The 25,521-nt window shown below is 70.2% G+C and carries 25 protein-coding genes and 1 riboswitch; of the genes, 11 read left to right on the plus strand and 14 right to left on the minus strand.

Annotated elements, in window-relative coordinates:
- The coding region (locus ASG36_RS19040) for a motility protein A (RefSeq protein ID WP_200944582.1) at nt 1–340 on the plus strand (340 nt) is incomplete at its 5' end.
- 38 nt (nt 341–378) lie between these two features.
- Here the strand turns inward: ASG36_RS19040 and ASG36_RS19045 are convergent.
- The 3 genes from ASG36_RS19045 to ASG36_RS19055 form a co-directional block, all read right to left on the minus strand.
- Nucleotides 379–879, minus strand: coding sequence for a plastocyanin/azurin family copper-binding protein (locus ASG36_RS19045; RefSeq protein ID WP_082523321.1), 501 nt, complete (start codon nt 877–879; stop codon nt 379–381).
- Nucleotides 880–949: 70 nt separating this feature from the next.
- Nucleotides 950–1,909 carry a M56 family metallopeptidase gene (locus ASG36_RS19050; RefSeq protein WP_055767943.1) on the minus strand — a complete coding sequence of 320 codons (960 nt, stop codon included), beginning with the start codon at nt 1,907–1,909 and terminating at the stop codon, nt 950–952.
- On the minus strand, nt 1,906–2,280 hold the full coding sequence (locus ASG36_RS19055) for a BlaI/MecI/CopY family transcriptional regulator (protein WP_055767950.1): 375 nt from the start codon (nt 2,278–2,280) through the stop codon (nt 1,906–1,908). Before ASG36_RS19055 ends, ASG36_RS19050 begins: the two co-directional genes overlap by 4 nt.
- A gap of 248 nt (nt 2,281–2,528) precedes the next feature.
- Here ASG36_RS19055 and ASG36_RS19060 point away from each other — a divergent pair, with 248 nt between their 5' ends.
- The 6 genes from ASG36_RS19060 to ASG36_RS19085 all read left to right on the plus strand — a co-directional run bounded on the left by ASG36_RS19060 (nt 2,529) and on the right by ASG36_RS19085 (nt 11,354).
- Nucleotides 2,529–4,355 (plus strand): cytochrome c oxidase subunit I, encoded by a 1,827-nt coding sequence (locus ASG36_RS19060; RefSeq protein WP_255354655.1) that lies wholly within the window; start codon nt 2,529–2,531, stop codon nt 4,353–4,355.
- A gap of 111 nt (nt 4,356–4,466) precedes the next feature.
- Nucleotides 4,467–5,156: a copper resistance CopC family protein gene (locus ASG36_RS19065; RefSeq protein WP_162245212.1), complete on the plus strand. Its 690-nt coding sequence runs from the start codon at nt 4,467–4,469 to the stop codon at nt 5,154–5,156.
- A 227-nt stretch (nt 5,157–5,383) separates the two neighbouring features.
- Nucleotides 5,384–7,261 carry a cytochrome c oxidase assembly protein gene (locus tag ASG36_RS19070; RefSeq protein WP_157498975.1) on the plus strand — a complete coding sequence of 626 codons (1,878 nt, stop codon included), beginning with the start codon at nt 5,384–5,386 and terminating at the stop codon, nt 7,259–7,261.
- 155 nt (nt 7,262–7,416) lie between these two features.
- A riboswitch (cyclic di-AMP (ydaO/yuaA leader) is annotated at nt 7,417–7,566 on the plus strand.
- A 226-nt stretch (nt 7,567–7,792) separates the two neighbouring features.
- Nucleotides 7,793–8,836 (plus strand): M23 family metallopeptidase, encoded by a 1,044-nt coding sequence (locus ASG36_RS19075; protein ID WP_235495281.1) that lies wholly within the window; start codon nt 7,793–7,795, stop codon nt 8,834–8,836.
- A 209-nt stretch (nt 8,837–9,045) separates the two neighbouring features.
- Nucleotides 9,046–10,353, plus strand: coding sequence for a M23 family metallopeptidase (locus ASG36_RS19080; RefSeq protein WP_055767960.1), 1,308 nt, complete (start codon nt 9,046–9,048; stop codon nt 10,351–10,353).
- Between the two features lie 74 nt (nt 10,354–10,427).
- Complete coding sequence (locus tag ASG36_RS19085; RefSeq protein WP_055767964.1) at nt 10,428–11,354, plus strand: cation diffusion facilitator family transporter; 927 nt, start codon at nt 10,428–10,430, stop codon at nt 11,352–11,354.
- Between the two features lie 364 nt (nt 11,355–11,718).
- Here the strand turns inward: ASG36_RS19085 and ASG36_RS19090 are convergent, their stop codons facing one another.
- The 4 genes from ASG36_RS19090 to ASG36_RS19105 all read right to left on the minus strand — a co-directional run bounded on the left by ASG36_RS19090 (nt 11,719) and on the right by ASG36_RS19105 (nt 15,338).
- Nucleotides 11,719–12,018, minus strand: a complete 300-nt coding sequence (locus tag ASG36_RS19090; RefSeq protein ID WP_055767969.1) for a hypothetical protein — start codon at nt 12,016–12,018, stop codon at nt 11,719–11,721.
- A gap of 173 nt (nt 12,019–12,191) precedes the next feature.
- Nucleotides 12,192–13,370, minus strand: a complete 1,179-nt coding sequence (locus ASG36_RS19095) for a cation diffusion facilitator family transporter (protein ID WP_082523323.1) — start codon at nt 13,368–13,370, stop codon at nt 12,192–12,194.
- On the minus strand, nt 13,367–13,780 hold the full coding sequence (locus ASG36_RS19100) for an ArsR/SmtB family transcription factor (RefSeq protein WP_369794104.1): 414 nt from the start codon (nt 13,778–13,780) through the stop codon (nt 13,367–13,369). Before ASG36_RS19100 ends, ASG36_RS19095 begins: the two co-directional genes overlap by 4 nt.
- A 439-nt stretch (nt 13,781–14,219) precedes the next feature.
- A complete protein-coding gene (locus tag ASG36_RS19105) occupies nt 14,220–15,338 on the minus strand; it encodes a TDT family transporter (RefSeq protein ID WP_055767973.1) in 1,119 nt (372 codons plus the stop codon).
- A gap of 104 nt (nt 15,339–15,442) precedes the next feature.
- Here ASG36_RS19105 and ASG36_RS19110 point away from each other — a divergent pair, with 104 nt between their 5' ends.
- Together ASG36_RS19110 and ASG36_RS19115 are read left to right on the plus strand one after the other, a co-directional pair.
- The gene (locus ASG36_RS19110) at nt 15,443–16,057 is read left to right on the plus strand and encodes a uracil-DNA glycosylase (protein ID WP_055767976.1); all 615 of its coding nucleotides are present in this window, start codon (nt 15,443–15,445) and stop codon (nt 16,055–16,057) included.
- The gene (locus tag ASG36_RS19115; RefSeq protein WP_235495283.1) at nt 16,048–17,022 is read left to right on the plus strand and encodes a LysR family transcriptional regulator; all 975 of its coding nucleotides are present in this window, start codon (nt 16,048–16,050) and stop codon (nt 17,020–17,022) included. The genes ASG36_RS19110 and ASG36_RS19115 overlap by 10 nt, the downstream gene beginning before the upstream one ends.
- Before the next feature lie 527 nt (nt 17,023–17,549).
- On the opposite strand, the gene ASG36_RS19120 is transcribed toward ASG36_RS19115, so the two are convergent.
- The 7 genes from ASG36_RS19120 to ASG36_RS19150 all read right to left on the minus strand — a co-directional run bounded on the left by ASG36_RS19120 (nt 17,550) and on the right by ASG36_RS19150 (nt 24,391).
- Nucleotides 17,550–19,718: a heavy metal translocating P-type ATPase gene (locus tag ASG36_RS19120; protein WP_082523326.1), complete on the minus strand. Its 2,169-nt coding sequence runs from the start codon at nt 19,716–19,718 to the stop codon at nt 17,550–17,552.
- Nucleotides 19,719–19,911: 193 nt separating this feature from the next.
- Nucleotides 19,912–20,541, minus strand: coding sequence for a DUF305 domain-containing protein (locus ASG36_RS19125; RefSeq protein WP_055767978.1), 630 nt, complete (start codon nt 20,539–20,541; stop codon nt 19,912–19,914).
- A gap of 113 nt (nt 20,542–20,654) precedes the next feature.
- The gene (locus ASG36_RS19130) at nt 20,655–21,095 is read right to left on the minus strand and encodes a DUF6153 family protein (RefSeq protein ID WP_055767983.1); all 441 of its coding nucleotides are present in this window, start codon (nt 21,093–21,095) and stop codon (nt 20,655–20,657) included.
- Nucleotides 21,096–21,284: 189 nt separating this feature from the next.
- On the minus strand, nt 21,285–21,953 hold the full coding sequence (locus tag ASG36_RS19135) for a zf-HC2 domain-containing protein (RefSeq protein ID WP_055767986.1): 669 nt from the start codon (nt 21,951–21,953) through the stop codon (nt 21,285–21,287).
- Nucleotides 21,950–22,441, minus strand: a complete 492-nt coding sequence (locus ASG36_RS19140) for a sigma-70 family RNA polymerase sigma factor (protein WP_055767990.1) — start codon at nt 22,439–22,441, stop codon at nt 21,950–21,952. The genes ASG36_RS19135 and ASG36_RS19140 overlap by 4 nt, the downstream gene beginning before the upstream one ends.
- Nucleotides 22,442–22,549: 108 nt before the next feature.
- A complete protein-coding gene (locus tag ASG36_RS19145; RefSeq protein WP_055767993.1) occupies nt 22,550–23,239 on the minus strand; it encodes a hypothetical protein in 690 nt (229 codons plus the stop codon).
- A gap of 720 nt (nt 23,240–23,959) precedes the next feature.
- On the minus strand, nt 23,960–24,391 hold the full coding sequence (locus tag ASG36_RS19150) for a DUF305 domain-containing protein (RefSeq protein ID WP_255353019.1): 432 nt from the start codon (nt 24,389–24,391) through the stop codon (nt 23,960–23,962).
- A gap of 510 nt (nt 24,392–24,901) precedes the next feature.
- On the opposite strand from ASG36_RS19150, the gene ASG36_RS19155 reads away from it, so the two are divergent.
- The gene (locus ASG36_RS19155; protein WP_055767999.1) at nt 24,902–25,168 is read left to right on the plus strand and encodes a metal-sensitive transcriptional regulator; all 267 of its coding nucleotides are present in this window, start codon (nt 24,902–24,904) and stop codon (nt 25,166–25,168) included.
- A gap of 24 nt (nt 25,169–25,192) precedes the next feature.
- Complete coding sequence (locus tag ASG36_RS19160; protein WP_235495286.1) at nt 25,193–25,492, plus strand: rhodanese-like domain-containing protein; 300 nt, start codon at nt 25,193–25,195, stop codon at nt 25,490–25,492.
- Nucleotides 25,493–25,521 lie beyond the last annotated feature (29 nt).

A 25,521-nucleotide genomic window follows, 5' to 3' on the forward strand; every position in this document is an offset into this window, starting at 1 on the left:
CTTCACCGCCATGGGCGGCTACGCCCCGACCATCGGCATCATCGGCACCGTCATCGGGCTCATCCACGTGCTGGAGAACCTGAACAAGCCCGAGACGCTCGGGGAGCTGATTGCCGCCGCGTTCGTGGCGACGCTGTGGGGCGTGCTGTCGGCCAACGTCTTCTGGCTGCCGATGGCCGCCAAGATCACCCGCACCAGCGACCTGCAGGCCGCCCAGATGAACCTGCTCGTCGAGGGCATCTCGGAGATCCAGGCCGGCACCAGCCCGCGCACCGTCCGGCAGAAGCTGACCAGCCTGGTGCCGCCCAGTGAGGCCGCGTCCCTGCGGGTGGTGTCCTGACCGGGTGACCGGTCGCTGCTGCTGCTGCCGTTGGCGGCTCAGCCGGGTGTCACGGTCATGGTCCCCACCTGGCCGAGGGCCAGGTGGAAGGAGCATTCGAAGGGGTAGTCACCGGGGGCGGTGACGTCGAAGTCGATGGTGGCCTCATCACCTGGCCCGAGGATGGGGATCTCCTCGGTGATGGCGGCGGGTCCCTGGCCTGCGCTGAAGAGGAAGTTGTGGGTCATCTGGGTCGCTTCGCTGGACAGGGTGAGCCGTACGGGTCCTGGTGCGACCGTGAAGGCCTTTGGGAGGAAGACGAAGTCGTCGTTGACGACCAGGGTCACTTCCTGGGTCCCGTCGGCTGCGGTGGTCACCGCGGCCGGGGAAGAGGCGTTGCCGCCGCTGACCGAGGAACCGGCGGGTTCATCACCGCCTCCCGAGCAAGCCCCCAGCAGGGGGGCACTGGTACCGAGGGCAACCGCTGCCAGGAACCCGCGGCGGGTCAGGGGCAACCCGACGGTGGCGCCCAGTGGTCCTGTCCCGCTGGTGGTGGCCATGCCCCCCACTCAACCATCTGCGACTAACAGCCTTAGTAGGAGCGGGTGGGGCAGTAGGTGGCAGTCGGGATCAGAACGACACGGCGCACAGGTGATTGAGTGCCGCCACGACGGTCGGGGCCACGGTCACCAGCAGTGGAACGCCGACCAGGGCCACGACGCCGACCAACACCATGCCCTGGCGCCCCCGTTCCAGCGGCAGGGCTGGGGCGAGCAGCCGGCCCACCCGGGCGGTGGTGGCGTGGGTGGCGGCTCCCCCGGCCATGGCGAATGCGGCGCCGGGAGCCTGCATCGAGGCCAGACGGACGATCGCTGAGGCGACGCTGAGGCGGTCGACCCGCTGGACGGCGCTGTCATCGGCAGCCATCTCGATCAACCGACGAGTCTGGGCGGTGGCGGTGGCGAAGAGTCCCACGCGCGGGAAGGCGCGCTGCAAGGACTGGGAGAGCACCACGGCGATGTGGTGCCGGGCATTGAGGTGCGCCCGTTCGTGGGCCAGCACCCCGGCCAGCTCGGCGGGGGTCAGAACCTCCAGCGCCCCCGAGGTGATGACGACCTGCGCCGAGCGGCCGGGCACACAGAAGGCGGCTGGGGCCGCGGCCTGCACCACGTGCACGCCCAGCCGGGGGTCCGCGGCACTGATCAGGGCCAGGGAGTCTCGGACCCGCCGCCGGTCCCGGTGCGCCCCGATGGCCTCCACGGTCACCCACCCCACCGTCCACGTCACCGTCGCGGCGCTGATCAGCAGCCCGATCGCTGGCTCCAACGAATCGCCGTGGAAGCCGTAGGCGTCCTGGATGCTCTGAGCGCAGGCGTGCACCCACCCGGCGATGTCGGTGACCCAGACAGTGGCCGGGACCAACAATGTCAGTCCCATCAGGACCGGCACGGCCACTGCCGACAGGCACAAGGCCTGCCACAGCCCGATCGCCAGCTTCGGGGACCTCTCCACCCACCCCGCGTGGCGCAGGCGAGGCCCCAGCAGCAGGAGAGCCACACCCGCTGCACCCAGGATCCAGGTGGCGGTCACGCCGGAGTGTCCTTCTCGGTCTGGGCGGCCCGAACAGCCTGTTGCAGCTGCGTGACGACCGCGGGGTCGAGGTCGGCGACGAAGTGCATCAGCACGGCACCGGGGTCCCCGGCGTCTTGCAGCACACCCTGCAGCAGGGCCGCTGAGTGCTCGGCGCGAGACCGCAGGGGGCGGTAGCTCCAGGCCCGCCCGTGCATCTCCCGGGTCACTTCGTTCTTGCGGTGCAGGTTGTCCAACACGGTCATGACCGTCGTGTAGGCCAGGGTCTTGGGTGTCTGCAGGGAACCCAGGACGTCGCGGACCGTCGCCGGCTCCCCGCGGTCCCACAGCACCTGCATGATCGCGGCCTCGAGGTCTCCGAACGGGCGCACGTCTCTCCCTGCAGATCGTTGTCGGTCTAGCGGTCGGTCCCCGGGGCGGCGCCGTCGGTGACCAGGGTGTGCGGCCGGGCCGACGTCCTCATCCTGCCCTGTCGGTCGGTGGCGGGCGATGACCTCGGTCTCGCGCCGTTCCTGACGGCACGGGTCGGGCACCTGACACATCTACTATGCTGCCTAGCAGACGGGGAGACCCGTGGCCGCTCCGCTCGGTGCGGCTAGAGCTGTGGAGAGAGGTCGCCGTGACCATCGCGCCGGTGCAGATCATCAGTCGACCCAGCCCCCCGATGCCGGAGGGCAAGGGCTCCCGACTGGCGGATCTGCTGCGCACGACCGACCACAAGAAGATCGGCGTGATGTACATGATCACGTCGTTCACCTGGTTCATGGTCGGTGGCCTGATGGCCATGCTCATGCGCGGTGAGCTGGCCCGGCCCGGGCTGCAGTACCTGTCCAACGAGCAGTACAACCAGCTGTTCACCATGCACGGCACCGTGATGTTGCTGTTCTTCGCGACGCCGCTGTTCTTCGCGTTCGCGAACTTGATCCTGCCGCTGCAGATCGGTGCGCCCGACGTCGCGTTCCCCCGCTTGAACGCCTTCTCCTACTGGCTGTTCCTCTTCGGCGGGTTGATCGCCATGTCGGGGTTCCTGACCCCTGGTGGGGCAGCAGATTTCGGGTGGTACGCCTACAGCCCGCTTTCTGATGCCACCAACTCACCCGGCGCCGGCGCCGACCTGTGGATCGCGGGGCTGGCAGTGTCGGGGCTGGGCACGATCCTGGGTGCGGTGAACTTCATCAGCACCATCGTCTGCCTGCGGGCGCCGGGGATGACCATGTTCCGGATGCCCATCTTCGTGTGGTCTTCCCTCATCACCAGCGTGCTCATCCTGCTGGCCTTCCCGATCCTCACCGCAGCCCTGTTCGCGCTGCTGGCCGACCGGCATCTCGGTGCTTTGATCTTCTCCGCCGCCAACGGCGGGCCGATGCTGTGGCAGCACCTGTTCTGGTTCTTCGGCCATCCCGAGGTCTACATCATCGCGTTGCCGTTCTTCGGGATCATCTCCGAGATTATCCCGGTGTTCAGCCGCAAGCCGCTGTTCGGCTACAAGGGCATGATCTTCGCGATCATCGCCATCGGCGCCCTGTCGCTGACCGTGTGGGCGCACCACATGTTCGCCACCGGCGCGGTGATCTTCGCGATCATCGCCATCGGCGCCCTGTCGCTGACCGTGTGGGCGCACCACATGTTCGCCACCGGCGCGGTGCTGCTGCCGTTCTTCAGCTTCTTGACCTACCTGATCGCGGTGCCCACCGGGATCAAGTTCTTCAACTGGATCGGCACCATGTGGCGGGGGCAGCTGACCTTCGAGGCCCCGATGCTGTTCTCCGTCGGCTTCCTGGTCACCTTCCTCCTGGGTGGGCTCACCGGCGTGCTGCTGGCCTCCCCGCCCCTGGACTGGCAGCTCAACGACTCCTACTTCGTGGTCGCGCACTTCCACTACGTCGTCTTCGGCACCGTGGTGTTCGCCGCCTACGCCGGCATCTACTTCTGGTTCCCCAAGATGTGCGGCCGGATGATGGACGAGCGGCTGGGCAAGCTGCACTTCTGGCTGACGTTCATCGGGTTCCACGCCACGTTCCTGGTCCAGCACTGGCTGGGCTCACAGGGGATGCCGCGCCGGTATGCCGACTACCTGGCCAGTGACAACTTCACCACGCTAAACACGATCTCCACGGTCGGGTCTTTCATCCTGGGTGCCTCGACCATCCCGTTCCTCTACAACGTGGTGCACTCCTGGAAGTACGGGCAGCTCGCGTTGCGCGATGACCCGTGGGGCCACGGCAACTCCCTGGAGTGGGCGACGTCCTCCCCGCCGCCGCGGCACAACTTCATCGAGATCCCGCGCATCCGCTCCGAGCGGCCGGCGTTCGAGCTGCACTACCCGCACCTGCAGCGACGGCTCCAGGAGGAGGCGCACGCGGGCAAGAAGCACGGGCCCTACGCCAGTGAACTGCTCGAGGGCACCGGCGCCCGACAGGGTGCCAACGACCCCGACCCGACCTGACCTGACACCACGGGGGAACCACAGGTCGCCAGCTGGCGACTAGACGAGGGGATCGCCGAGGCGGTCCCCGAGCACCCCGCAGCCCACCAGCCCAGGAGCCACCCTGTGACCGTGCAGTACACCACCCGAGCCCTGAGCCCCCGCAGCCTCCAGGCAGATCAGGGCGCATGGGGGTCTGGCACCAGAAGAACGTCGCTGCGTGCAGCGGTGGTCGTGGCATCGGTGCTGTTCGCTGTTCTGCTCGGGGCGCCCTCCGCGCAGGCGCACAGCGACCTGGAGTCCGCCAGCCCCGCGGTCGACGGCACCGTCGAGGAGGCCCCCGGCGCCTTGGAGCTCACCTTCACCGACGGGGTGCAGCCCGGGTTCGCCCAGATCGCGGTCCTGGACCCCAGCGGCACCGACGTGACCGATGGTGAACCCACCGTGCAGGGCGATGTCGTGACCCAGCCGGTCTCGATGGGTGGCGGCGGTGCCTACGGGGTCTCCTACCGGATCGTGTCCGCCGACGGCCACACCATCCAAGGCACCTACGGCTTCACCTTCACCCCAGCGGCGGTCACCGCCGACCCCGCCGACCCCACTCCCGCCGAAAGCACGGCCCCCCCGAGTGCGGACTCGACGCCGGCTGCATCGACACCGACCACGCCGAGCGCGGCCACACCGGCTGTTGATGAAGCAGCCCAGACAGGCGATTCAGGGGGCATCTCGGTGGCCACGATGATTGGTCTGGCCATCCTGGCGATCCTGCTGATCATCAGCTTCACCCTCGCGCGCCGCCGCCGGCTCAGTCACAAGGCGTGAGCGCCGGCCCCGACGAGGCACCGCACGGGTCAGCGGCGGGCGAAAGGCAACCCGCGCGGGCGGGACGAGCAGAACCTGCCGACCCCGGGGCGGCGCCGGCACCAGCGGACGCCCATTCAGCAGAGATGTCCTCAGGGGACGTCATGGTGGTCGCCCCCGCTGTGTCCACGCGGCGGCAGCGGGGGTGGCCGATGCCGGCGGGACCGGTCATCACACTCAGCGCTCTGATGATCGGGGTCGGCACGACCCTGGCGCTGTTGTGGGCGTCGGGTTCCCTCGTCGCCGAGGCGCTGCCCGGGATACCGGCCACCTCGGCCGCGGTCACCTGGGCCATCCCAGTGACCCGGGTCGTGGGCGACCTGGCGGCGGTAGCGACAGCGGGGTGCCTGATGGCCGCTGCGCTACTGGCCCCCGGGCACCGGCAGATGAGTGTCGCGGGTTACCGCTGGACACGGATGGCGACCTGGCCGGCAGCCGTGTGGCTGCTCAGCTCGATCCTGGTGGCACCCCTGCAGCTGGCGGATTTTCTGGGCACCGACCTGGCGTCGGTGAGCGCACGCGGCCTGTTCTCCTTCACCACGACCATCCCGCAAGGCCAGGCCCAAGCCGCAGTAGCGGTCTTGACCCTCGTCCTGGTCATCGGGTCCCGGCTGGTGCTCACCACAGCAGGCAGCGCGGCGCTGCTCCTCATCGCTTTGCTCGCCAGCCTCCCCCCGGTGTTCACCGGACACGCCGCCGGATCGGGCAGTCACCAGGCCGCGATCTCCGGTCTGGCGCTGCATGTACTCGGGGTGCTCGCCTGGGCCGGCGGGGTGCTCTCCCTGATCCTCATCCGCCGGGTGCCCATCGCCGCCTTGCAGGTGGCAGTGACCCGGTTCAGCGCGGTTGCACCGCTGCTCGTGCTGCTCGTCGCCCTCAGTGGTGTGCTCACAGCCGCGACGCGGCTGACCGGCGTCGCTGATCTGGTTGACACCGACTACGGCCGACAGGTCGTGATCAAGACAGCTGCGCTGCTGGCGTTGGGCGGGCTGGGGTGGGCCCACCGGCGCCGGACCCTCCCCAGCCTGGCCCGGGGAGACCACCGTGCCTTCCGCCGCTTGGCGATCAGCGAAGTGCTCGTCTTCGCAGCGACGATCGGTGTCGCGGTGTCCCTGTCGCGCACCCCTACCCCGCAAACCACGCCAAATCCGGGGGAGGAGGAGGGGAGCGCCTTCGACGCTCTGGGTTTCCCTCTCCCACCCAACCCCACCCCAGGACAGTGGTGGACCCAACTGTGGCAGCCCTACCCCGATCCGCTGTTCCCTGTCCTGATCGCCGGCGCGGTGGTGGCGTACGTGTGGGCAGTGCGCAGGAGGACCCAGGCCGGGCAGTCGTGGCCTTCCTGGCGCACTGCACTCCTACTGGGCGGTGCCACCGTGCTCCTGGTGGCAACGACCAGCGGGCTTGCTCGCTACGCCCTGGTCTCTGCACCCGCCCACGCCCTGCAGTACCTCCTGCTCGGCCTGCTCGGGCCAGCGTTGGTTCTCCGGGCAGCACCGGGTCAGCTGCTCACCGACCACCTCGACCGTCGATCACCCGCGACGGAACCAGTGATGGATGACAACCGGGGGGCCGCCCAGTGGCTGGAGGCCATCACCTCCAGCCGCGCCGCCCTCGTCCTGCGCCGGCCCGCACCAGCCCTGGCCCTCTTCGTGGTCGTTGTCTACCTGGGGTACACCGGCCCCGTGCTGGAGATCGTCATGCGATCCCACGCCGCCCACGTGGTGTCTGTGATCGCGACCTTCACCGCGGGCATGGTGCTCGTGCGGTCCTGGTTCGACAGCGACATCCCCCGCAAGCTGCGGGGGTGGTGGATCGCGGGCTGGACCACCATCCACGTGCTCGTCTCGGTTGCTTTGCTGACCTGGCCCACCGCGCTGGCGGAGGGCTGGTGGACCGAGATCGACCCGGCGTGGCGCCCTTCTGCACTCACCGACCAACGACATGCCGCCGTGGTGTTCCTACTGGTGGGGCTGATGACAGCCGGAGCGATCGCGGTCTGGGCACTGGCTCGAGCGTCGCGCTCACCGAGTCCGGTGCTGCAGGCAGAAAACTCGGACTCCTGACCAGGCGGCTACGCCACGCTGAGCCATCAGGACCCGACCCTGTGCGACAACACGACGCCGGGGGATACAGGCGGTCGTGACCGGAACGTGACCTCTACTAGTCAAGCTAGTAGCTTGATGGCGTCTGCTCAGGCCACGCGCCCTTCCTGGGTCCTTGGGCAGACCCGCCTAATCGTCGCCTGACCTCTGCGGGTCAGTCGGCGGGCCGGGGACCCATGTGTTCCTGGGGTGAATCTGCCACCGCGCAGTAGGGCTCCTTCCAGCCCGAACCCGTCAGCTAACTCGGTCGGTGGAAGGAAGAACGGAGCCCGCTGCACTGTGGCGACCCTGCACGACCCTCCCCAGAAGCTCAGCCCCCTCCACGGCGCCCGCAGCACGCGGGGCGCCCGCAGCTTGAGACCACGGGGGCGTCCGGCTGTCCTGGCCCTGCTCTGGGCTCTCGCCGCGACCGCAGGTCCCGGCATCGCATCAGCGGCACCGGCAGAGCCCACGGACAGCGCGGCAGCCCCGTCCCCGGGAACGTCCGCCGGCGTGCCCGGTGAGGAGACTGCCCCGCAGGAGGCGGCGCGTCTGGAGAGCCTGCTTGAGGCAGCCCAGCAACGGCTGGACCAGGCCACCGTCGAGGCCGAATCGACGGTCGAGCTGACCCGACTGGCCGCCCTGGAGCTGGACACAGCGACCGCCGCCGCCGCAGCGGCGTCTGCAGCAGCCCAGACCGCCCAGGCGGCGACGGACCAGGCGCAGAGCGAGGTGGCCGCCGCAGGGAGGGCGGCGTTCATGAGCTCGGGTGACCTCGCCCAGGCTGGGCTCCTGCTGGAGGCCGATGATCCCGAGGACCTTCTGGCCCGCGCCACCACGCTGGCGCTGCTGGCTGATGACCGCGCCGAAGACATCAGCGCATTGGAGGAGGTCCAGGGACAGCAGGAGACGGCCGATGCGAGCGCTCAGGAAGCCGTCCTGCGCCAGCAGGAGGCGCTGGGTGCAGCCCAGCAGGCCGATGCTGATGCCGCAGCCAGATTGGCTGAGGCTCAGCAGGGCTACGCAGCAGCATCCGCGGAGCGCGCTGCCCTTCAAGAGCAGCTGCAGGTTGCCCAGGTCGCAGCCCTCACCGAACAGGGCGTGGATGATCCCGAATCGGTCGTCGCCGCCGGTCAGGCCGCGGTGGCCGCCTCGGGCGGTGAGCTGGTGGCCGGCCAAGTCACGTCCTGTTATGGAGCGCGGTGGGGCACCAACCACAACGGCATCGACATCGCTGCCCCGATCGGCACGCCCATCTACGCCCCCGAGGGGGGCGTCGTCCTGAACGCCGGACCGGCCAACGGGTTCGGGCTCGCTGTCTACATCCAGCACTCCGACGGCACCATCACCCTCTACGGACACATCAACCAGTTCTTCGTCACCGCCGGTCAGGTGGTCGAGGCGGGGGAGCTCATCGCCGAGGTCGGTAACCGGGGCCAATCCACTGGCCCGCACCTGCACATCGAGACCCATGTGGGTGGCCTCTATGCCACCCGCACCAATCCGGCTCCATGGCTCGCCCAGCGTGGCATCACCTTGGGGGGTCGCTGCGCTTGACCATCAGTCGCGCGGCCAGCAGTGCCGACCGAGGTCCAGCCGGTGACCGACCCGGGTGACCCGTTCGGGGTGAGGACTCAAGGACGCCACCACGCCGGCCGTTAGTACTACGACAGGTAGTTGTCGTATCCGCTGGAGGCCAGGGCATCGTGAGCACTGCAACACCCCCACCCCGTGAAGATCACGGCCTGGGCCGTCGGCGACCTCGGGTGGGCGTGGCGGTCGGCGTGCTGGTGATCGCCTTGACCTGGTCGGCCGGGCCGGCGCAGGCGGCACCGCTCAACCCCAGCGACACCGAGATCTCGGCCGCCCAGGACGAGCAGGACGCCGCGGCCGCCGAGGTCGGACGTCTGGCTGCCACCATCGCCGACGCCCAGGCCCAACTCGAGCAGACCAACGCCGTCGCTGCCGCCGCCGCGGATGCCCAACTCGTCGCCGAGGCCGACCTGCTCCGCGCCCAGGAGGCCGCGGTCGTGGCTGCGGTGGAGCTGGAGGCGGCCACGCTAGCCACGCAGACAGCGCGAACGGCGGTGGGGGACCTTGGTGCCGAGACGTACATGCGTGCCGGGGACCTGGGCGGGATCAGCGCCCTGCTCGCCGCCGAAGGACCCTCGCAGATGCTGCAGCAGGCCGTCACTCTGGAGTACCTGGCCGCTGACCGGGTCAGCCTGCTGGAGGACCTGGAGACCGCTCAGCTGCGACAGGCCAATGCGACGTCACTGGCCGATGCAGCGGTCGAGGACAGCGCCGACGCGCAGGCCGCCGCAACCGCGGCAGCTGACACCGCGACCGCTGAACTCGCGCTGGCGCAGTCGGCCCTGGACGGACTGACCACCCAGCAGGCCGACCTGCAACAGCAACTCCAAAACGCCCAGATCCGGCTGTTGGAACTGCAGGGCCAGCGCGACGGGTACGCCGCCTGGCAGGCGCAGCAGCAGGCCGCCCAGCAAGAGGAAGCAGACCGAGCCGAGGCAGCTGCCCAGGTACTGGCCCAGACGGCAGCCCAAGCACGCGCCGGCAACGGGCAAGGCGTCGGCGGCGGTGCTGCAGCCACCGCGGTCCCCCCTCGCCCCGGGCCCGTCACTACGGCTCCGCGCCCCCCGAGTGCAGGTGGCGGCGTGGCGCCGACCAGCGGGCGCTTCACCTCCTGTTATGAGATGAGGTGGGGGCAGATGCACAACGGGCTCGACATCGCCGCACCCATCGGAACCCCCATCTACGCCCCGGTCGCCGGCCGGGTCGTGCGAGCCGGACCGGCGACAGGCTTCGGACTGGCCGTCTACATCCAGCACGACGACGGCACCGTGACCGTCTACGGCCACATCAACGACTTCTTCGTCACCACCGGCCAACGCGTCAGCGCGGGACAACTCATCGCCGAGGTCGGCAACCGCGGCCAGTCCACCGGACCGCACCTGCACTTCGAGGTGCACAGCCAGGGCATGTACCAGGGGCGGACCAACCCGATGCCCTGGCTGCGGGCCCGGGGAATCGAGATGGGCGGCCCCTGCAGCTGAGGACCCCTTCCCTTCCCCGCGCACGGTAAGGCATGCTGACATGCGCACACCCGCATGTCAGAGGAGACCGCGTCATGGGCCACGACCACAACCACGCACCCGCACCGGGGGCCACGGTCTCGGCCGGCTACCGCAAACGGCTGGTTGCGGTCCTGGCCATCACCGTCACCGTCCTGATCGTTCAGGTCGTGGGCGCGCTGATCTCCGGCTCGTTGGCCCTGCTCGCCGACGCAGGCCACATGGCCACCGACAGCCTGGGGGTGGTGTTGGCGTTGGTCGCGGTGACCCTGGCCCAGCGAGCTGCCTCGGCTCGGCGTACCTACGGCTGGCAGCGCGTTGAGGTGCTGGCAGCCCTGGGAAACAGCTTGCTGCTGCTCGGCATTGGGCTGTACATCGTGGTGCAAGCCGTCCAGCGCATCGGGGACCCCCCGGAGATCCGCTCCGGAGTGATGCTGGCCGCCGCTGTGCTGGGGTTGGTTGCCAATGGGGTCTCTCTGCTCATCCTCAAGGGCGGGCAGGACAAGTCGCTGAACATGCGCGGGGCCTACCTGGAGGTCCTGGGTGATGCGCTGGGCTCGATTGCCGTCATCGTCGCGGCGATCCTCATCATCACCACCGGGTGGACCGGTGCCGACGTCGTGGCATCGCTGGTCGTCGGGGCCCTCGTCCTGCCGCGGGCCTGGTCGTTGCTGCGCGACGCTCTGGACGTGCTGCTGGAGAACGCCCCTCGCGACGTCGACATGGCCCAGGTACGCCAGCACATCCTCGAGACCGACGGAGTGGTCGACGTCCACGACCTCCACGCCTGGACCATCACCTCGGGCTCCAAGGCGCTGTCGGCTCACGTGGTGGTCAGCGAGGACGCACTCGCCAACGGCCATGGCGGACGGGTGCTCGATGCGCTGGGGGGCTGCCTGGGTCAGCACTTCGACATGGAGCACTGCACCTTTCAGCTGGAGTCTGCATCCCACCGGACGCACGAGGCCCCAGTTCACGATTGAGGCTGTGCCAGTCCGACGCGAAGTCCCGATACCCAACTCGGGCGCCTTCGGTGCCGCTGCGGTGAAAGACGCGGAGGTGGTGGGGTTGAGCTCGGGGAATGCCTGGGCTGAGGTGGACGGTGGCGTCAACGAGCAGCGCGCTTACCGGGGCGCAGCGGGCCGAGGCGTCTGTGCCGCAGGAGCGGAGGCGGCCGGGGGCCTCACCCCCGGCGGAACGCCGTGCGGAAACCCATCCACAGAGCACAACGCCAGCAGACAGCGACGCCAGGCGTCGCCCCCAGGTAATGGACACCATTGCGAGGTCGGTCGCGGCCGCAGCAACCGCAGCCGACAGTCTCCAGTCGACCGTCGGGAGCTGATGGCGTCACGTCAGCACGGCCAGCAGCTGTTCGACAGTGGGGGAGCCGGCCAGTCCCGTGTCTGTGCGGTAGACCCGGCACGACAGGCCGACGGGTGCGTCTGGGTCGGCGAACGGGTCGACACCATCGATGAGCAGCGTGGGGGAGCCGCGGAAGCCGACGGCCGCGGCTTCTTCGGGAGTCGAGACCAACTGGTGGTCGACCTCCGTGTCGTCGCGACCGGACAACCTCAAAGCCTCCAGCACTCGGCCGTCAGCAACCTGCCAGTGGGGGCAGCCATCCAAGTACTGAAGTGCGACGTCCACGTCGACCTCCTAGGCCATTGAGGTGGGTCAACCCGCGCGGTAGGTCCACAGTGGCTGACACCCTGGTGAGTGTCCATCGCTAGGTCTTGGCCGGGGCATATCAAAACCCCCGTATACGGATCTACGTATTCCGGCCTACAACTTGGTCCGAAACCCGGTGGTCGCCAGGTGCCTTAGGTGGTGCCGTGGTGGGCGAGTGCGTCGTGGGGGTCGTGGTCGGCGGTGGCTGGGCTGATGTGCACGGTGGCGTCGATGAGCTTGGGGACGTCGTGGAGCAGTCGGTGGTGGATGTCGACGGCGATGTCGTGGCCGGAGGTGACGCTGAGGTCGGGGTCGACGGTGACGGCAGTCTCGGCGCGGAGGCGGTGTCCGGTCCAGCGCACCCGGAGTCGTTCGACGTCCAGGACGCCTGGGGTGGTGCGGATGCTGGCTTCGGCGGCGTCGAGGACCTCGGGTTCCACGGCGTCCATGAGCCGCCGGTAGACGTCGCGGGCGGCGTTCTTGAGCACGAAGAGGATCGCGACGGTGATGGCCAGGCCGACCAGCGGGTCGGCGAGCGGGAAACCGGCGAGCACCCCCAGGGCGCCGACGACGACGGCGAGCGAGGTGAGGCCGTCGGTGCGGGCGTGCAACCCGTCAGCGACCAGGGCTGCGGACCCGATCTTGCGGCCGACCCGGATGCGGTAGAGGGCGACGAGTTCGTTGCCCGCGGCGCCGATGAGGCCGGCGGCGATGACGACGCCGACGTGGGTGATCGGCTGGGGGTCGAGCAGGCGGCGGATCGATTCGTAGCCGGCCAGCACCGCCGACAGGGCGATCATGGCCACGATGAAGACTCCGGCGAGGTCCTCGGCGCGGTCGTAGCCGTAGGTGTAGCGGCGGGAGGCGGCGCGGCGCCCGAGCAGGAACGCGATCCACAGCGGGACGGCGGTGAGGGCGTCGGAGAAGTTGTGGACGGTGTCGGCCAGCAGCGCGATCGAGCCGGTGAACCACACGACGACGGCTTGGGCCATCGCCGTGACTAGCAGCACGATGAGGCTGATCTTCAGGGCGCGGATGCCCTCGGCGCTGGATTCCAGGGCGGAGTCGATGGAGTCGGCCGAGTCGTGGCTGTGTGGCCGGAAGAGCCCCAGTACGAACCCCCTCAGCCCCGTGGGGTGGTCGTGACCGTGGTCGCCGTGGGGGTGGTCATGCCCGTGGTCGTCGTGCCTGTGGTCGTCGTGGGGGTGGTCTCGGTGCGGATGGTCGTCCACGACTCTTGTGTGGTCGTTGTGGGTGGCGGCGGTGGTCTGGTGCGCGGGGGTGTCCTGATCGTCCGCGTCGGGGGTGTGCTGGCCGGGGGGTGTGGTCATGACGTGGCCTCGTCGCTGCGGGTCGGTAGAGCGGTGATGTCGGCGTCGGGCCGGTGGTGGTCGGGTACCGAGGCGGTGGCGTGGTCGGCGTTGTAGACGGCGTCGGTGACCAGCTGGGCGATGTGGTTGTTCTCCAGCCTGTAGAACACCGACGTGCCCTCCCGGCGGGTGTGCACTAGACGGGTCATCCGCAGCTTGGCCAGGTGCTGGGACACCGAGGCCGGGGTCTTGCCCACGTGGTCGGCGAGTTCGTTGACCGACAGCTCCCGGTCGATGAGTGCCCACAGCAGCTGAATGCGGGTGGCATCGGAGAGCATCCGGAACACCTCGACGGCTAGGTCCACCTGGTCGGCGGGCAACACAGGCCGCCTTGATCTGCTATCCGCATCCATACGCAGAGAGTAGGGCATGGATGAGGTGGGCGGCTAGACGCACCCCAGGGGCCGGTGGATGCGACGCACTCACCGGCACCACTGCGGCGTGTCTGCGGGTGTCGCGGAGGGACGAAGGGCCTGCCTCGCCCGGCTGGGGGCAGATGTCGCAGGCGGCTCACAAACCCCCGTATATGGATCGACGGATTCCGTGTCACAACTAGGTCCGAAACCGCTAGGGCCCTGGTCTGCGGGGTCGATGCAGTGCTCGGCTCCGACGGTCGTCGTCCCCGATGTGCATGGATCGTCCGTGGTGCAGTGGTGTCAGGAGCGGGCTGGTCGGATGTGACTGCGGGAACCGTGGATAGAGCTCCGCTGCGCGTCCGAGGCCCATTCTGTGGGCCGGAACTGGCTGTCCTGCCAGGCGACGCCCGGGTCCGGCCCAGTCGGGTGCCTGGCATGTCCCGGGGGTCGACGGTCAGCGCAGCAGGGCCCCGGTGAGGACCCCGCGCGCCGTGCGCAGGGCGACTGTCGCCCAGGCCCCCAGCAGCGCGGCGAAGAGCATGACGGCCGCGACCTGCAGGAAGGTCTCGCCGGTGTGCAGGGCGAGCCCGGACGTGCCGGTGACGACGGTGCCGACGGGGAAGGTGAAGGACCACCAGGTGAGGGTGAAGGGCAGGTGCGCCCGGGCAGTGCGGACGGTGACGGCGAGGGCGATGCCGGCCCACATCAGCGCGAACCCCCACACCGGGAGCCCGTAGACCAGCCCCATGGCCTGGAAGGCGGTGGCGTAGGGCTCGGGGACGGCGAGGTGGGCCTGGCTGCCCAGGTTGTTCGCGGCGGTGATCGACTGGCCCAACGGGCCGAGCACGATCCACAGCGTGGGCACCATGGCGGCGGCGCCGATCTTGTGCCGGGCCAGTCGGCCCCACACCAAGGTGATCACCACGAGGCTGGCCAGCAGCGAGAGCCCGAACATCGACCAGCACAGGGTGAACAGGGTGGTGCGCAGCTGTCCGGCGGGCAGTTCGGGGACCAGCAGGGCGCCGGTGGCCGCGGACACCATGGGCGGGACGACGGGCATCAGCCACCCACCGAACGCGGCGTCCTCTGCGACGTCGTGGCGGGTGAAGACCAGGTACGGGAGGCCGACGGCGGTGACCAGGCCGTAGACGGTGCCGGCGACCCACAGGACGGCGAACACCCACAGTGCTGCGGTGGCGCCGATGAGGTCGGCGCCGACGAGGTGGGTGGCGACGCCGAAGGCCAGCAGGCCCATCGGTGGGGCGCCGTAGAAGTGCGCCATGACCGGGTTGTCGGCGTGCCCACGGGCGGTGTCGGGGTGGTAATGCCAGTGCGCGAGGGTGGCGGCCGAGACGGCCAGCAGCAGCACCCCGGCCATCACCCACACCACCTGTGCCAGGACCTGCAGGCCCGGGACGGTGACGGGCAGGGTGGCTGCAGCGGTGGCCACGATGGAGGTGCCCATGACCGAGGCGAACCAGTTGGGGCCGATGGTGGCCACGGCCAGTCGCCTGTCGTCGGCGCTGCCGAACAGGCCCGGTTGGGGGGTGGGCTGGATCGCCGTGCTGGTCATGGGCCCATCCTGCGCCGGTGCAGACCCTGCCGGTAGCCGCCACGTCGTTGTGCATGCACAAGTTCGGGTTGTGGGGCTCGGCGACAGGGCCTAGCGTCGCACCGGTGCAGGAGACACTGCGAGAGCTCAAGCTCGCCCGGGTGGACGCCCCGCACGTCGCGCCGCTGAACGCGCTGGTCCGGCGGTGGCGGGGCCGAGGTCGGGCGGTGCCGTGGTTCGACCCGGACGGCGGGGGCACCGGTGCGCGGGTGCTGCTGCTCCTGGAGAGCCCGGGTCCGGCGACGATGGCGCTGGGGGAGCGCGGGTTCTCCTCCGAGGACAACCCGGACCCCACGGCGCGGGTGCTGCGGGCCGCGCGGGAAGCGTCCCCGCTGGGGGCCGTGGACTGCCTGCGGTGGAACGTCGTCCCGTGGGCGCTGGGCACCCCCGAGGCCTGGCGCAACCCACGGGCGGCCGACCTGGTGGAGGCCGGTCCAGCTCTGGCCGAGGTCCTCGAGCTGGTCCCGCGGTTGCGGGTCGTCGTCCCGCTGGGGACGGCGGCACTGGCCGGCTGGATGCGGTACCTGACGATGCACCCACCCGTGCACCCGGTGGCGACCCTGGCGGTGCCGCACCCCTCCCAGCGCAACACCCACGCCCGGACCGAGGCCGACCAGCGGTTGCAGCACGCCCTGGACGCCGCAGCAGCATGGCTGCCGGAGCTGACGGCGTGCCGCTGAGTCCGCACGTGCCCGAGCTGGGGGCGTTGGAGCTGTTGTTGGACGTGGTGGCCACCGGCAGCATCGGTGCCGCCGGGCGCCGGCACGGTGTCAGCCAGCAGGCCGCCTCGGCCCGGCTGCGCACCCTCGAGCGGCAGGTGGGCGTCGCCGTCCTGGAGCGGCGGGCCCGCGGCACCCGGCTGACCGAGGCGGGGACCGCCTTCGCCGCCTGGGCGGCTCGCGTGGTGGAGGCAGCCACCGACCTGGACGCCGGCCTGACCGCACTGCGTCACCGGGGATCGGCGCGGTTGCGTTTGGCGGCGAGCATGACCGTGGCCGAGCACCTGGTCCCGGGGTGGTTGGCTGCCCTGCGGGCGCACGGGGGCGTCGAGCAGATCACGTTGACGGCCACCAACAGCGCCGCCGTGGCCGACCTGGTGCGCGCCGGCGCCGTGGACCTGGGGCTCGTCGAGGGACCGGATCCCCTGTCCGACCTCTCGCAGGTCGTGGTGGGCACCGACGACCTGGTGCTCGTCGTCGCTGCGGACCACCCCTGGGCCCGTCGACGACGGCCGGTGGGCGCCGCCCTGCTGGCCCGCACCCCGCTGGTCACCCGGGAGGTCGGCTCGGGCACCCGCACCGCTCTCGAGCAGGCCCTGGGCGCCCCGGGCCCGGCGCCGGTGCTCGAGCTCAGCACGGCGACCGCCGTCCGGGAGTCCGTCCGGGCCGGGCTCGGCCCGGCCGTCCTGCCCCGACTGGCGGTGGCCGGTGACCTGCGCGACGGCCGGTTGGTCGCAGTCGGCCTCACCGGGGTGGACCTGGGCCGGCGGTTGCGGGCCGTGTGGGTGGGGCCCACCGACCGACCCCCCGCCGGCCCGGCCCGCGACCTGGTGGCCACGGCGACGGCACGAGTCCCCCCGCCCGAACCGCGGAGGAAGAGTGGCGCGGGCGGGGTGACAGACGCCAGTCGGCAGGACCACCGCTGAGCCCGGCGATGGAACGCCGCCGAGCTCGCGACGCCTGAACCGTGCTTCAGGCCTGATGGACCCCCGGACAACGGGAGAGGACCGCTCGACCACGGATCACCCGACCAGTGCCCAGCGCTGGTGTTCGACCCCGACGCACCGGTGCCGGGACGGCGGTGCGCCGGGGGCGGCGCACCTTGCATCCGGCGTTGCCGGCCCCGTCACGATCGGCACGCTTGCATGATCGTCGTGGGCACCCACCCCCGAGACCGGGACAGCCCATTGCCTGCCCTGGTCGACGACTCCTGGACACCAGGGTCACCCCGGTGCTCGTCGTCCCGCCCCACTGACCTTCCCGGAGCGCACACCGCAACCCGTGTCGCAGTGCATCCAGTGCGGACGACAAGACCCTGTGTACGGATCGACGGATCTCGCTGCGCAACTCGTCCCGGAAGAGGACGGGCGGCCGGCTTGTGTGATGGCAGGGCCCACAGCTCGAGTGCGCAACGCCACCGGAGGAACGATCCGAGCCGAGCGTCGGGGAGTGGTCACGCCTCGACCTCGATCCGGTGGGTCGACGCCGCGGAGGCGCCGGGATCTGGGCGGTGGTGGTCTGGCCCTGTGGGCCCGGGTCGGAGGTCGAGGCGTCGCAGCAGTTGGGCGTTGAGGGCGACGACGATCGTGGATGCGGACATGAGCAGCGCGCCGATGGACATGGGCATGACGAATCCGATCGGGGCCAAGACCCCGGCGGCCAGGGGCACGGAGATCAGGTTGTAGCTGGCGCCCCAGGCCAGGTTCTGCACGCTCTTGCGGTAGGTCGCGGCCGACAGGTCGATCACCGAGACGACCGAGCGGGGGTCCGCTGAGGCCAGCACGATGCCGGCGGACGCGATCGCGACGTCGGTGCCGGCGCCGATGGCGATGCCGACGTCTGCCTGGGCCAGGGCGGGGGCGTCGTTGACGCCGTCGCCGACCATGGCGACGCGTCGTCCTTCGGCCTGGAGGTCGGCGACGGTGGCGGACTTGTCCTCGGGACGGACGCCGGCGAAGTACCGGTCGATGCCCAGCTGAGCGGCCACGGTGCCGGCGACGGCTTCGGCGTCGCCGGTGATCATGACGACCTGGGCGCCGCGGTCGCGGAGCTGGTCGACCGCGGCCCGGGATTCGGGTCGGATCTCGTCGGCCAGGGCGAGGGCGCCGATCACGACCCCGTCGGCCAGGACGTGCAAGATGATCGACCCCTGCTTGCGCCATTGGTCGGCGACCGGGAGCTCGGCGGCGCCGGCCTGGGCGAGCAGGCCGGGTCCGCCGACGGCGACGGCGCGGCCTTCCACGGTGGCTTGCACGCCGATGGCGGGGGAGGAGGTGAAGTCCGCGGCGGTGGGGTTTGTCAGGCCGCGATCGGCGGCGGCCCGGACGATGGCTTGGGCCAGGGGGTGCTCGGAGTCGGTCTCGGCGGCCGCGGCCAACGCGAGTACGCGGTCGGCGTCGAAGATCTGGCCGGGGTCGGCGGTGGGGTGGTCGGCGGTGCGGATGTCGGTGAGGGTGGGTCGGCCGACGGTGAGGGTGCCGGTCTTGTCGAACAGCACGGTGTCCACGGTGCGCATGGCCTCCATCTGCACCCGGTCCTTGATCAGGACCCCGGCGCGGGCGGCGCGTTCGGTGCCGATGGAGATGACCAGCGGGATCGCCAGTCCCAGGGCGTGCGGGCAGGCGATGACCAGCACGGTGATGGTCCGGATGACCGCGTCCTCCGGTGCGCCGATGGTCGACCACACGATGGCGGTGAGGATCCCGGCGCCCAGGGCGAACCAGAACAGCCAGCCGGCCGCGGTGTCGGCCAGCCGCTGCGCCCGGGACCCGGAGGCCTGGGCGTCGGCGACGAGCTTGCCGATCCCGGCCAGGGTGGTGTCCTCCCCGGTGGCGGTCACCTGGACGCGGATGCCGGAGTCGGTGGCCACGGTGCCGGCGACCACCGGGTCCCCGACGCCGCGGGTGACGGTCGGGGACTCACCGGTGATCATCGACTCGTCCACCGCGGCCGAGCCGTCGGTGACCCGCCCGTCTGCCGGGATCCGGCCACCGGGCCGCACGACGACGACATCTCCGACCTGCAGGTCGGCCGGTGCCACGGGAACGATCTGGCCGTCCTGGACGCGTTGGGCCTCATCGGGCAGCAGTGCTGCCAGGGAGTCCAGCGCCGAGGACGTCTGGGCCAGGGACCGCATCTCGACCCAGTGGCCCAGCAGCATGATGACCACCAGCAGGGCCAGCTCCCACCAGAAGTCCAGCCCGTGGGGCACCAGCCCCAGCGTCGAGGCCCACGACGACGCGAACGCCACCGTGATCGCCAGCGCGACCAGCAGCATCATCCCGGGCTTGCGGGAGCCGATCTCGTCCACGGCGCCGGTGAGGAACGGCCGACCGCCCCACAGGTAGATGACCGTCCCCAGCACCGGGGACACCCACGACAGGCCGGCGACGTCGGGCAACGGGTAGCCCAGGATCGAGGCGAACATGCCCGAGGCGGCCACCGTCGGCACCGCCAGCAGCAGGTTCCACCAGAACAGCCGCCGGAACACCGCCACGTGCCCGCCGTGCCCGCCGTGGTCCTCGCGCCCGCCGGCGGGCGCGGCAGTCGGGTGGTCGTCGGCCTGCTGTGGGGAGGTGTGGTCGGCCTGGGTGGCCGGTGGGTGGTGCTGGCTGTGCGACATGATGCCTCCATACCCCCGGGGGGTACCCAAGTAGAAGCCCTTCATACCACCGGGGGGTACCGGTGGCCAAGGGATGACGTCGAGAAGGTCGAGCCAACTGGGCCCGGTGGTTGCGGCGGCACGCGCCCGGGATCGACCTGGGCCCGGCGGGGAGGCGCCGGTGCAACGCCTGCGCCTCCCCGCCGGCTGGGTGTTACTGGGTCGCCAGGCTCTCCAGGAGCTGTTCCATCTCGGTGATCTCGGCGCCCTGGGAGGACTTGATGTCCTGGGCCAAGGCGATCGCCTCGGGGTCCTCGCCGTTGTCGATCTCGGTCTGGGCCATGCCCACGGCGCCGGTGTGGTGCTCGAGCATCATCTGCAGCCACATGCGGTCGAACTGCACGCCGCTGGCGGCCTCGAGGGAGGACATGTCCTCCTCAGTCATCATCCCGCCCATGGCCGAGTGGTCCATGCCGGACATCTCGCTGTCGGCGCTGTCGGCGCTGTCGGCGCCCCAGGTCTCCAGCCAGCCGTTGAGGGTGTCGATCTCCGGCCCCTGGGCGGCCTGGATGCGGGCGGCCAAGTCCAGGACGTCGGGGTCGGTGGAGCGGTCGGCGACCAGGTCGGCCATCTCCACCGCCTGCTCGTGGTGCGGGATCATCATCTGGGCGAACTCGACGTCGGCGTCGTTGAACGGCGCGTCGGCCGGGACCGACGTCGAGGACTCCGACGTAGCAGTGTTCGTGCCACCGGAGCAGGCCGACAGGGCCACCGAGCCGGCGATGAGGGCACCGACGAGTGCCGCGCTACGGGTCGAGCGGAGGAACGCGGGGTCGTTGAACACAGGAACTCCTGAAGGGTGCGACGCCCGGGCGTGGCCAGGGCGCGAGAGGATGAGGGCAGGTCGAGCACGCGACGTGGGGCCCCGACAAGGGCACCGGCGTCAGGTGGTTCGGCCTAGACCCTCAGCACGCACAGGCGACTGAGTTCAGGGGCTGGTGCGCAGGCTGCAGCGCGGTCGACGACGACCCGCACGTGCCCAGCTGCGCGGGTGTAGATCGTCCCGAGTCGACGGTGGGCCAGCCACGCGGCCAAGGCGGCCAGCACGGCACCGACACCGCCGGCCAGCACCGCCAGGCACACCATCAGCGCATGCGCTGCGGAGCTGTGCCCATCGGGCTGATCGGTGGAGTGACCGGCATCCACGTCCGGCATCGCCGCACCCGCGACGACCAGCCCCACGACGGAGCCGGCAGCCGCGGTGGGCGAGTGAGCGGTGGCCGCCGACGTGTGGGTAGACGCACCGGTCATGGCCGAGTCAGCAGCAGCGCAACTGAGGCCGTGCATGGTGAACACCGCGACCAGCAGCAGCAGCGTCCACAGCAGGCGAGCCCGCATGACACCTCCACCACTAGACCGGATACCCCACCAGGGTAGGCAGACGATCGCCCTACCCGCGTCACGACCATCAGTTGCCGCCCGTTTCGGACGGTCCGCATCGAGCTGTTCTCGGTCCTGTGCAGTCGTGACGCAGTGCGCGATGAGCTGGGTTGTCAGATACCCCCGGGGGTAATTAGGTCTGAGGCGTCAGCGGGAGGTGAGAACTCGACCCTCTGGGCCCACCACGCTGATCGTGTCGATCTCTGTGTAGGGAATCGATGAGGCGCCGCGGACTTCGATTGCTCTGGCCGGGGTGGCCGACCAGGTGGCCGCCTGCTCAGGTACTCCGCCTCCCGATCTGGTCACTTCCAGCACGAACGGCCCACCGTCGGGGAGTCCAGACACCCTCACGGTGAGGGCAGTGCCCCAGGGCATGTCGACCAGTGACACATCGCCATCCGCCTCCGAGAGCCCTGTTGCGCTCAACGACACGATGGAGGCCGGTGCCGGGGTCTCCCGGACGGCGGCGGTCCCCACCGCGGCCAGGGCAGCCACCGTCGCGGCGATGACCCCCGTACGCACCATGCTGCTGCGACGGCGGCGCCGCCGGTCCTGCCCGACACCGTCGAGCAACCGGGGGAGCAGCCCTTCCAGTCCCTCACCGGGCGGGGTGCTGGGCGCACCGTCGTCCCACGGCGCGCTTCCTGCGGGAAGGCGGCGGAGGAGGCCGGGCAGGGGCGCGGATCGACTCAGCTCTTCACGGCAGGTCTCGCAACGGCTCAGGTGGTCCTCGAGATCGCGGCGGTCGCCGGTGCCGAGACCACCCAGAACGTAGGCCCCCAGCAGCAGCCGCAATTCCTCATGGCGGTCGGTCACCGGACGACTCCCATCTCTTCGAACACCGTGCGCAGAGCCCGGACGGCGTAGTAGCTGCGGGACTTGACGGTGCCCTCGGGAACACCGAACAGCAGGGCGGTCTCAGCCACGGTGCGCCCCTCGTAGTGCAGCGCGCGGACGACGTCCCGGTGTTCAGGGGTCAACTTCGTCAGCGCGGCCGCGACCAGCCACCCATCGACGGCGGCATCGATGTCCTCGGCTGAGGGGACGGCTGCCAGGAACTCGGCATCGTCGACCAGCCGCGGGCGGCGCGAGGCCGCACGCCACTGGTCGGTGAGCACGTTACGAGCCACAGTGAGCAGGTAGGGCCGAGGATCCCCGCGCCCCACGGTCAATGCGTCCATGTGCCGCCAAGCCCGCAGCAGGGTCTCCTGCACGACGTCCTCGGCTCGCTGTTCATCGCCGTCGACGTAGCGCATCACGAACCGGTGGATCGCAGCAGCGTGATCCCGGTAGAGAGCGCTCATCAGCTGCCGTTCGGGTTCGGCACCCCGCTGGACGTCACGGTCTCTCACGGTCTCGGTGATCCGGTCGCCGGAGTGGGCGGCCGGACCACCGAAGGGCCTGAGGGGGAGTCAGGCGGGAGCACCGTTGATCCGGAACTGCACGCGCTCGACGTTGGAAGCCAAGCCGATGGCCTCCAGGTCCCGACGGTCGACGTCCCCATCCCCGTCGGCGTCCTGGACGACGCCGGGGGCGTCATCGAGAATCCCGTTGCCGTTGAGGTCCCCGACCACGGCGACCGTGAGGATCGCATCCACGTTCTGGCCGGCGATCGGGGCACCCACGATCCAGGTGTCCCGGATCTGGGCACTGCCGTCGGTGTCGCGGTCGGTCACACCGGTCAGGTTGAACAGGTTGGCCAGGTTGGTCCCGGGACCGGAGAAGCCTGGGAGGGTGCCATTGGTCGTGGACACGAGCACGACCAGGCCCGGCAGCCGATCGTCCTTGCCCGTGGAGAAGGTGCCCGGGAACGGCGGGATGTTGTTGTGCCCGGCTGGGCCCGTGAGCTGAGCGCCGGTGTAGCCGGCCTGGGCCAGACCGCCGTCGTAGTCCAATCCGAGGTCGACCATCCAGCCGGCCCCGGCGACCCCCACGTTGTCCCGGTTGGTCGGGGACTCGACGGTCAGGCGCACCTCACGCGGACCGTTGCCGTTGCCGTTGCCGTCTGCCGACGCCGCGGTCAGGCCACTGACCGCTGAAACCGCCAGCGCCGACACGGTCAAGGCGACGACAGCCGTCGTTCGGGAGGGGCGGATCTTCACGGGGTCTCCTCATGCTCGTCCGGCGGCTGATCCGCCGGTCACTCTCAGGTGCACGACAGATCCCGCCTCCTGGTTCACCCTCGGCCCAGACCAATTCCGTGTCAGTGCCTGCCGGATCACCTCGCGATCGAGGAGCCCCCTCAGAACCCAGGCGATGAACTCTGTCTCGACTGCGACGACGGTGTTGTTGTGATCGTCACCTTCCCCTCCTTCGACGGCTGTCCCAACTGGCAGCTGGTTCTCCAGCGGACCAGGGAAGCCCTCACGAGGCCGGGGACGAGGCAACCTCCTCACACCTGCAGCAGGTGACCACCCCCGAGCAGGCTGCCCATTGTGCTTCCCGCGGCTTCCCGACGATCCTGATCGGCAGCGTGGACCCGTGCGCCGACCCCACGGCCCCCGTCGGGTTGGCCTGACGGCTGTACCTGGGCTCGGCGGTGCTCGAGCAGCTCGCCGAGCACCGACGAACCTGGCAGCTGCCTTCAGGGCGGCACGCTGACCGCGAGTCCCCTCTCGCGCTTCGCCGGGAGAACGCGCCGTTGAGAACTCGGTGGGCGCTCATCGGGCTGTCCACTGGATGGCCGCTTCCGTGACTGCGGATGTCGAAGCGCCAGGAGTTGTGGCCCTGAGGACGCGGCCGCGATGACTGCAGCACGGTGCCATGGGTGGCTGGTGTGACGGGGGCTGCACCGAGCTGGACGCAGCCCCCGCCCGGGTCAGCTACTGAGTGGACAGGCCTTCCAGCAGCTGTTCCATCTCGGTGATCTCAGCACCCTGAGACGCCGTGCTGTCCTGGGCGAGCGCGATGGCCTGCGGGTCTTCACCCTCGGAGATCTCGGTTTGGGCCATGCCCAGTGCGCCGGTGTGGTGCTCGAGCGTCATCTGCAGCCACATGCGGTCGAACTGCACACCGCTGGCCGCTTCGAGGGGGAACACGTCCTCCTCGCTCATCATCCCGCCCATGGCCGAAGCGTCCATGCCGGACATCTCGCTCTCGGCGCGGTCGGCGCCCCAGGCCTCCAGCCACCCGTTGAGGGTGTCGATCTCGGGTTCCTGAGCAGCCAGGATGCGGGCTGCGAGGTCCTGGACGTCAGGGTCGGTGGAGCGGTCGGCGACCAGGTCGGCCATCTCCACGGCCTGCTCGTGGTGCAGGACAGGGCCTGGGCGTGAAGGGTGAGGGCAGGTCGAACACGCGACGCCGGGCCCCGGACAGGGCACGGGTGTCAGGTGGTTCGGCTCAAACCCTCAACACGCACAGTCGGTTGAGCTCAGGGGTAGGTGCGCAGGCTGTAACGCGGTCGACGACGGCACGAGGCCGTGCACAGAGAACACAGCGGCCAGCAGCAGCAGCGTCCACAGCAGGCGAGCCCGCACGACACCTCCACCACCGGACCGGATACCCCAGCGGGTACCCACGGTGACACGCGGGCCGTGCGGTGCTCACGCACCAGGAGGCGCCCTGGCTCGTCGAACAACATCACCGAGGCTGCGGGTGAGGCGGCGGCCGGACACAGCCACCGTCGGACAGCACGCTCCGGGGTGACCACGAAACTCCGTTCTCGGACGGTCCGTGGCAAGTCGTGTGTGGTCCTGTGCAGTCGTGACCCACTGCACGACGAGCTGGGTTGCTAGGTACCCCCGGGGGTATCTACAGTCTGAGGCGTGAACATCCCCCAGGGCGAGCTCGCCGACGTCGTGAAGCGCCTGAACCGCATCCAGGGCCAGATCGGCGGCATCGTGAAGATGATCGAGGACGGCCGCGACTGCGCTGCCGTGGTGACTCAGCTGGCGGCGGCTTCGAAGGCGCTGAACAAGGCGAGCTTCGCCGTCGTCAGCACCGGCATGCGGTACTGCTCGGTCAACTCGGCCCCCGACGAGCGCGAGGTCGACCTGGCGCAGCTGGAGAAGCTGCTGCTGTCCCTGGCCTGAACCACCCCACAACGAGGAGGCACCGTGCAGATCGCCCAGCTCACCCCCGCCCAGGTCGCTGCTGATACCGGCAGCACCGTGGTCGACGTCCGTGAACCCGACGAGGTCGCCACCGGCGCGATCGCCGGCAGCACCGCGATCCCGCTGGGACAGCTGGCCGCCCGGGTCGGCGAGCTCGACCCGACCGCCCCGGTCATCACCGTGTGCCAGAGCGGGCGGCGCAGCCAGCAGGCCGCCGAGGCCCTGGCTGCGGCCGGTCTCCGCGTGAGCAACATGGCCGGCGGCATGAACGCCTGGCGAGACGCCGGCCTCCCCACCGCCTGAGGCGCCTCCCGCTCGTCGCCAACAGTTCC

The sequence above is a fragment of the Geodermatophilus sp. Leaf369 genome (genome assembly GCF_001424455.1).
GTDB lineage: Bacteria > Actinomycetota > Actinomycetes > Mycobacteriales > Geodermatophilaceae > Klenkia.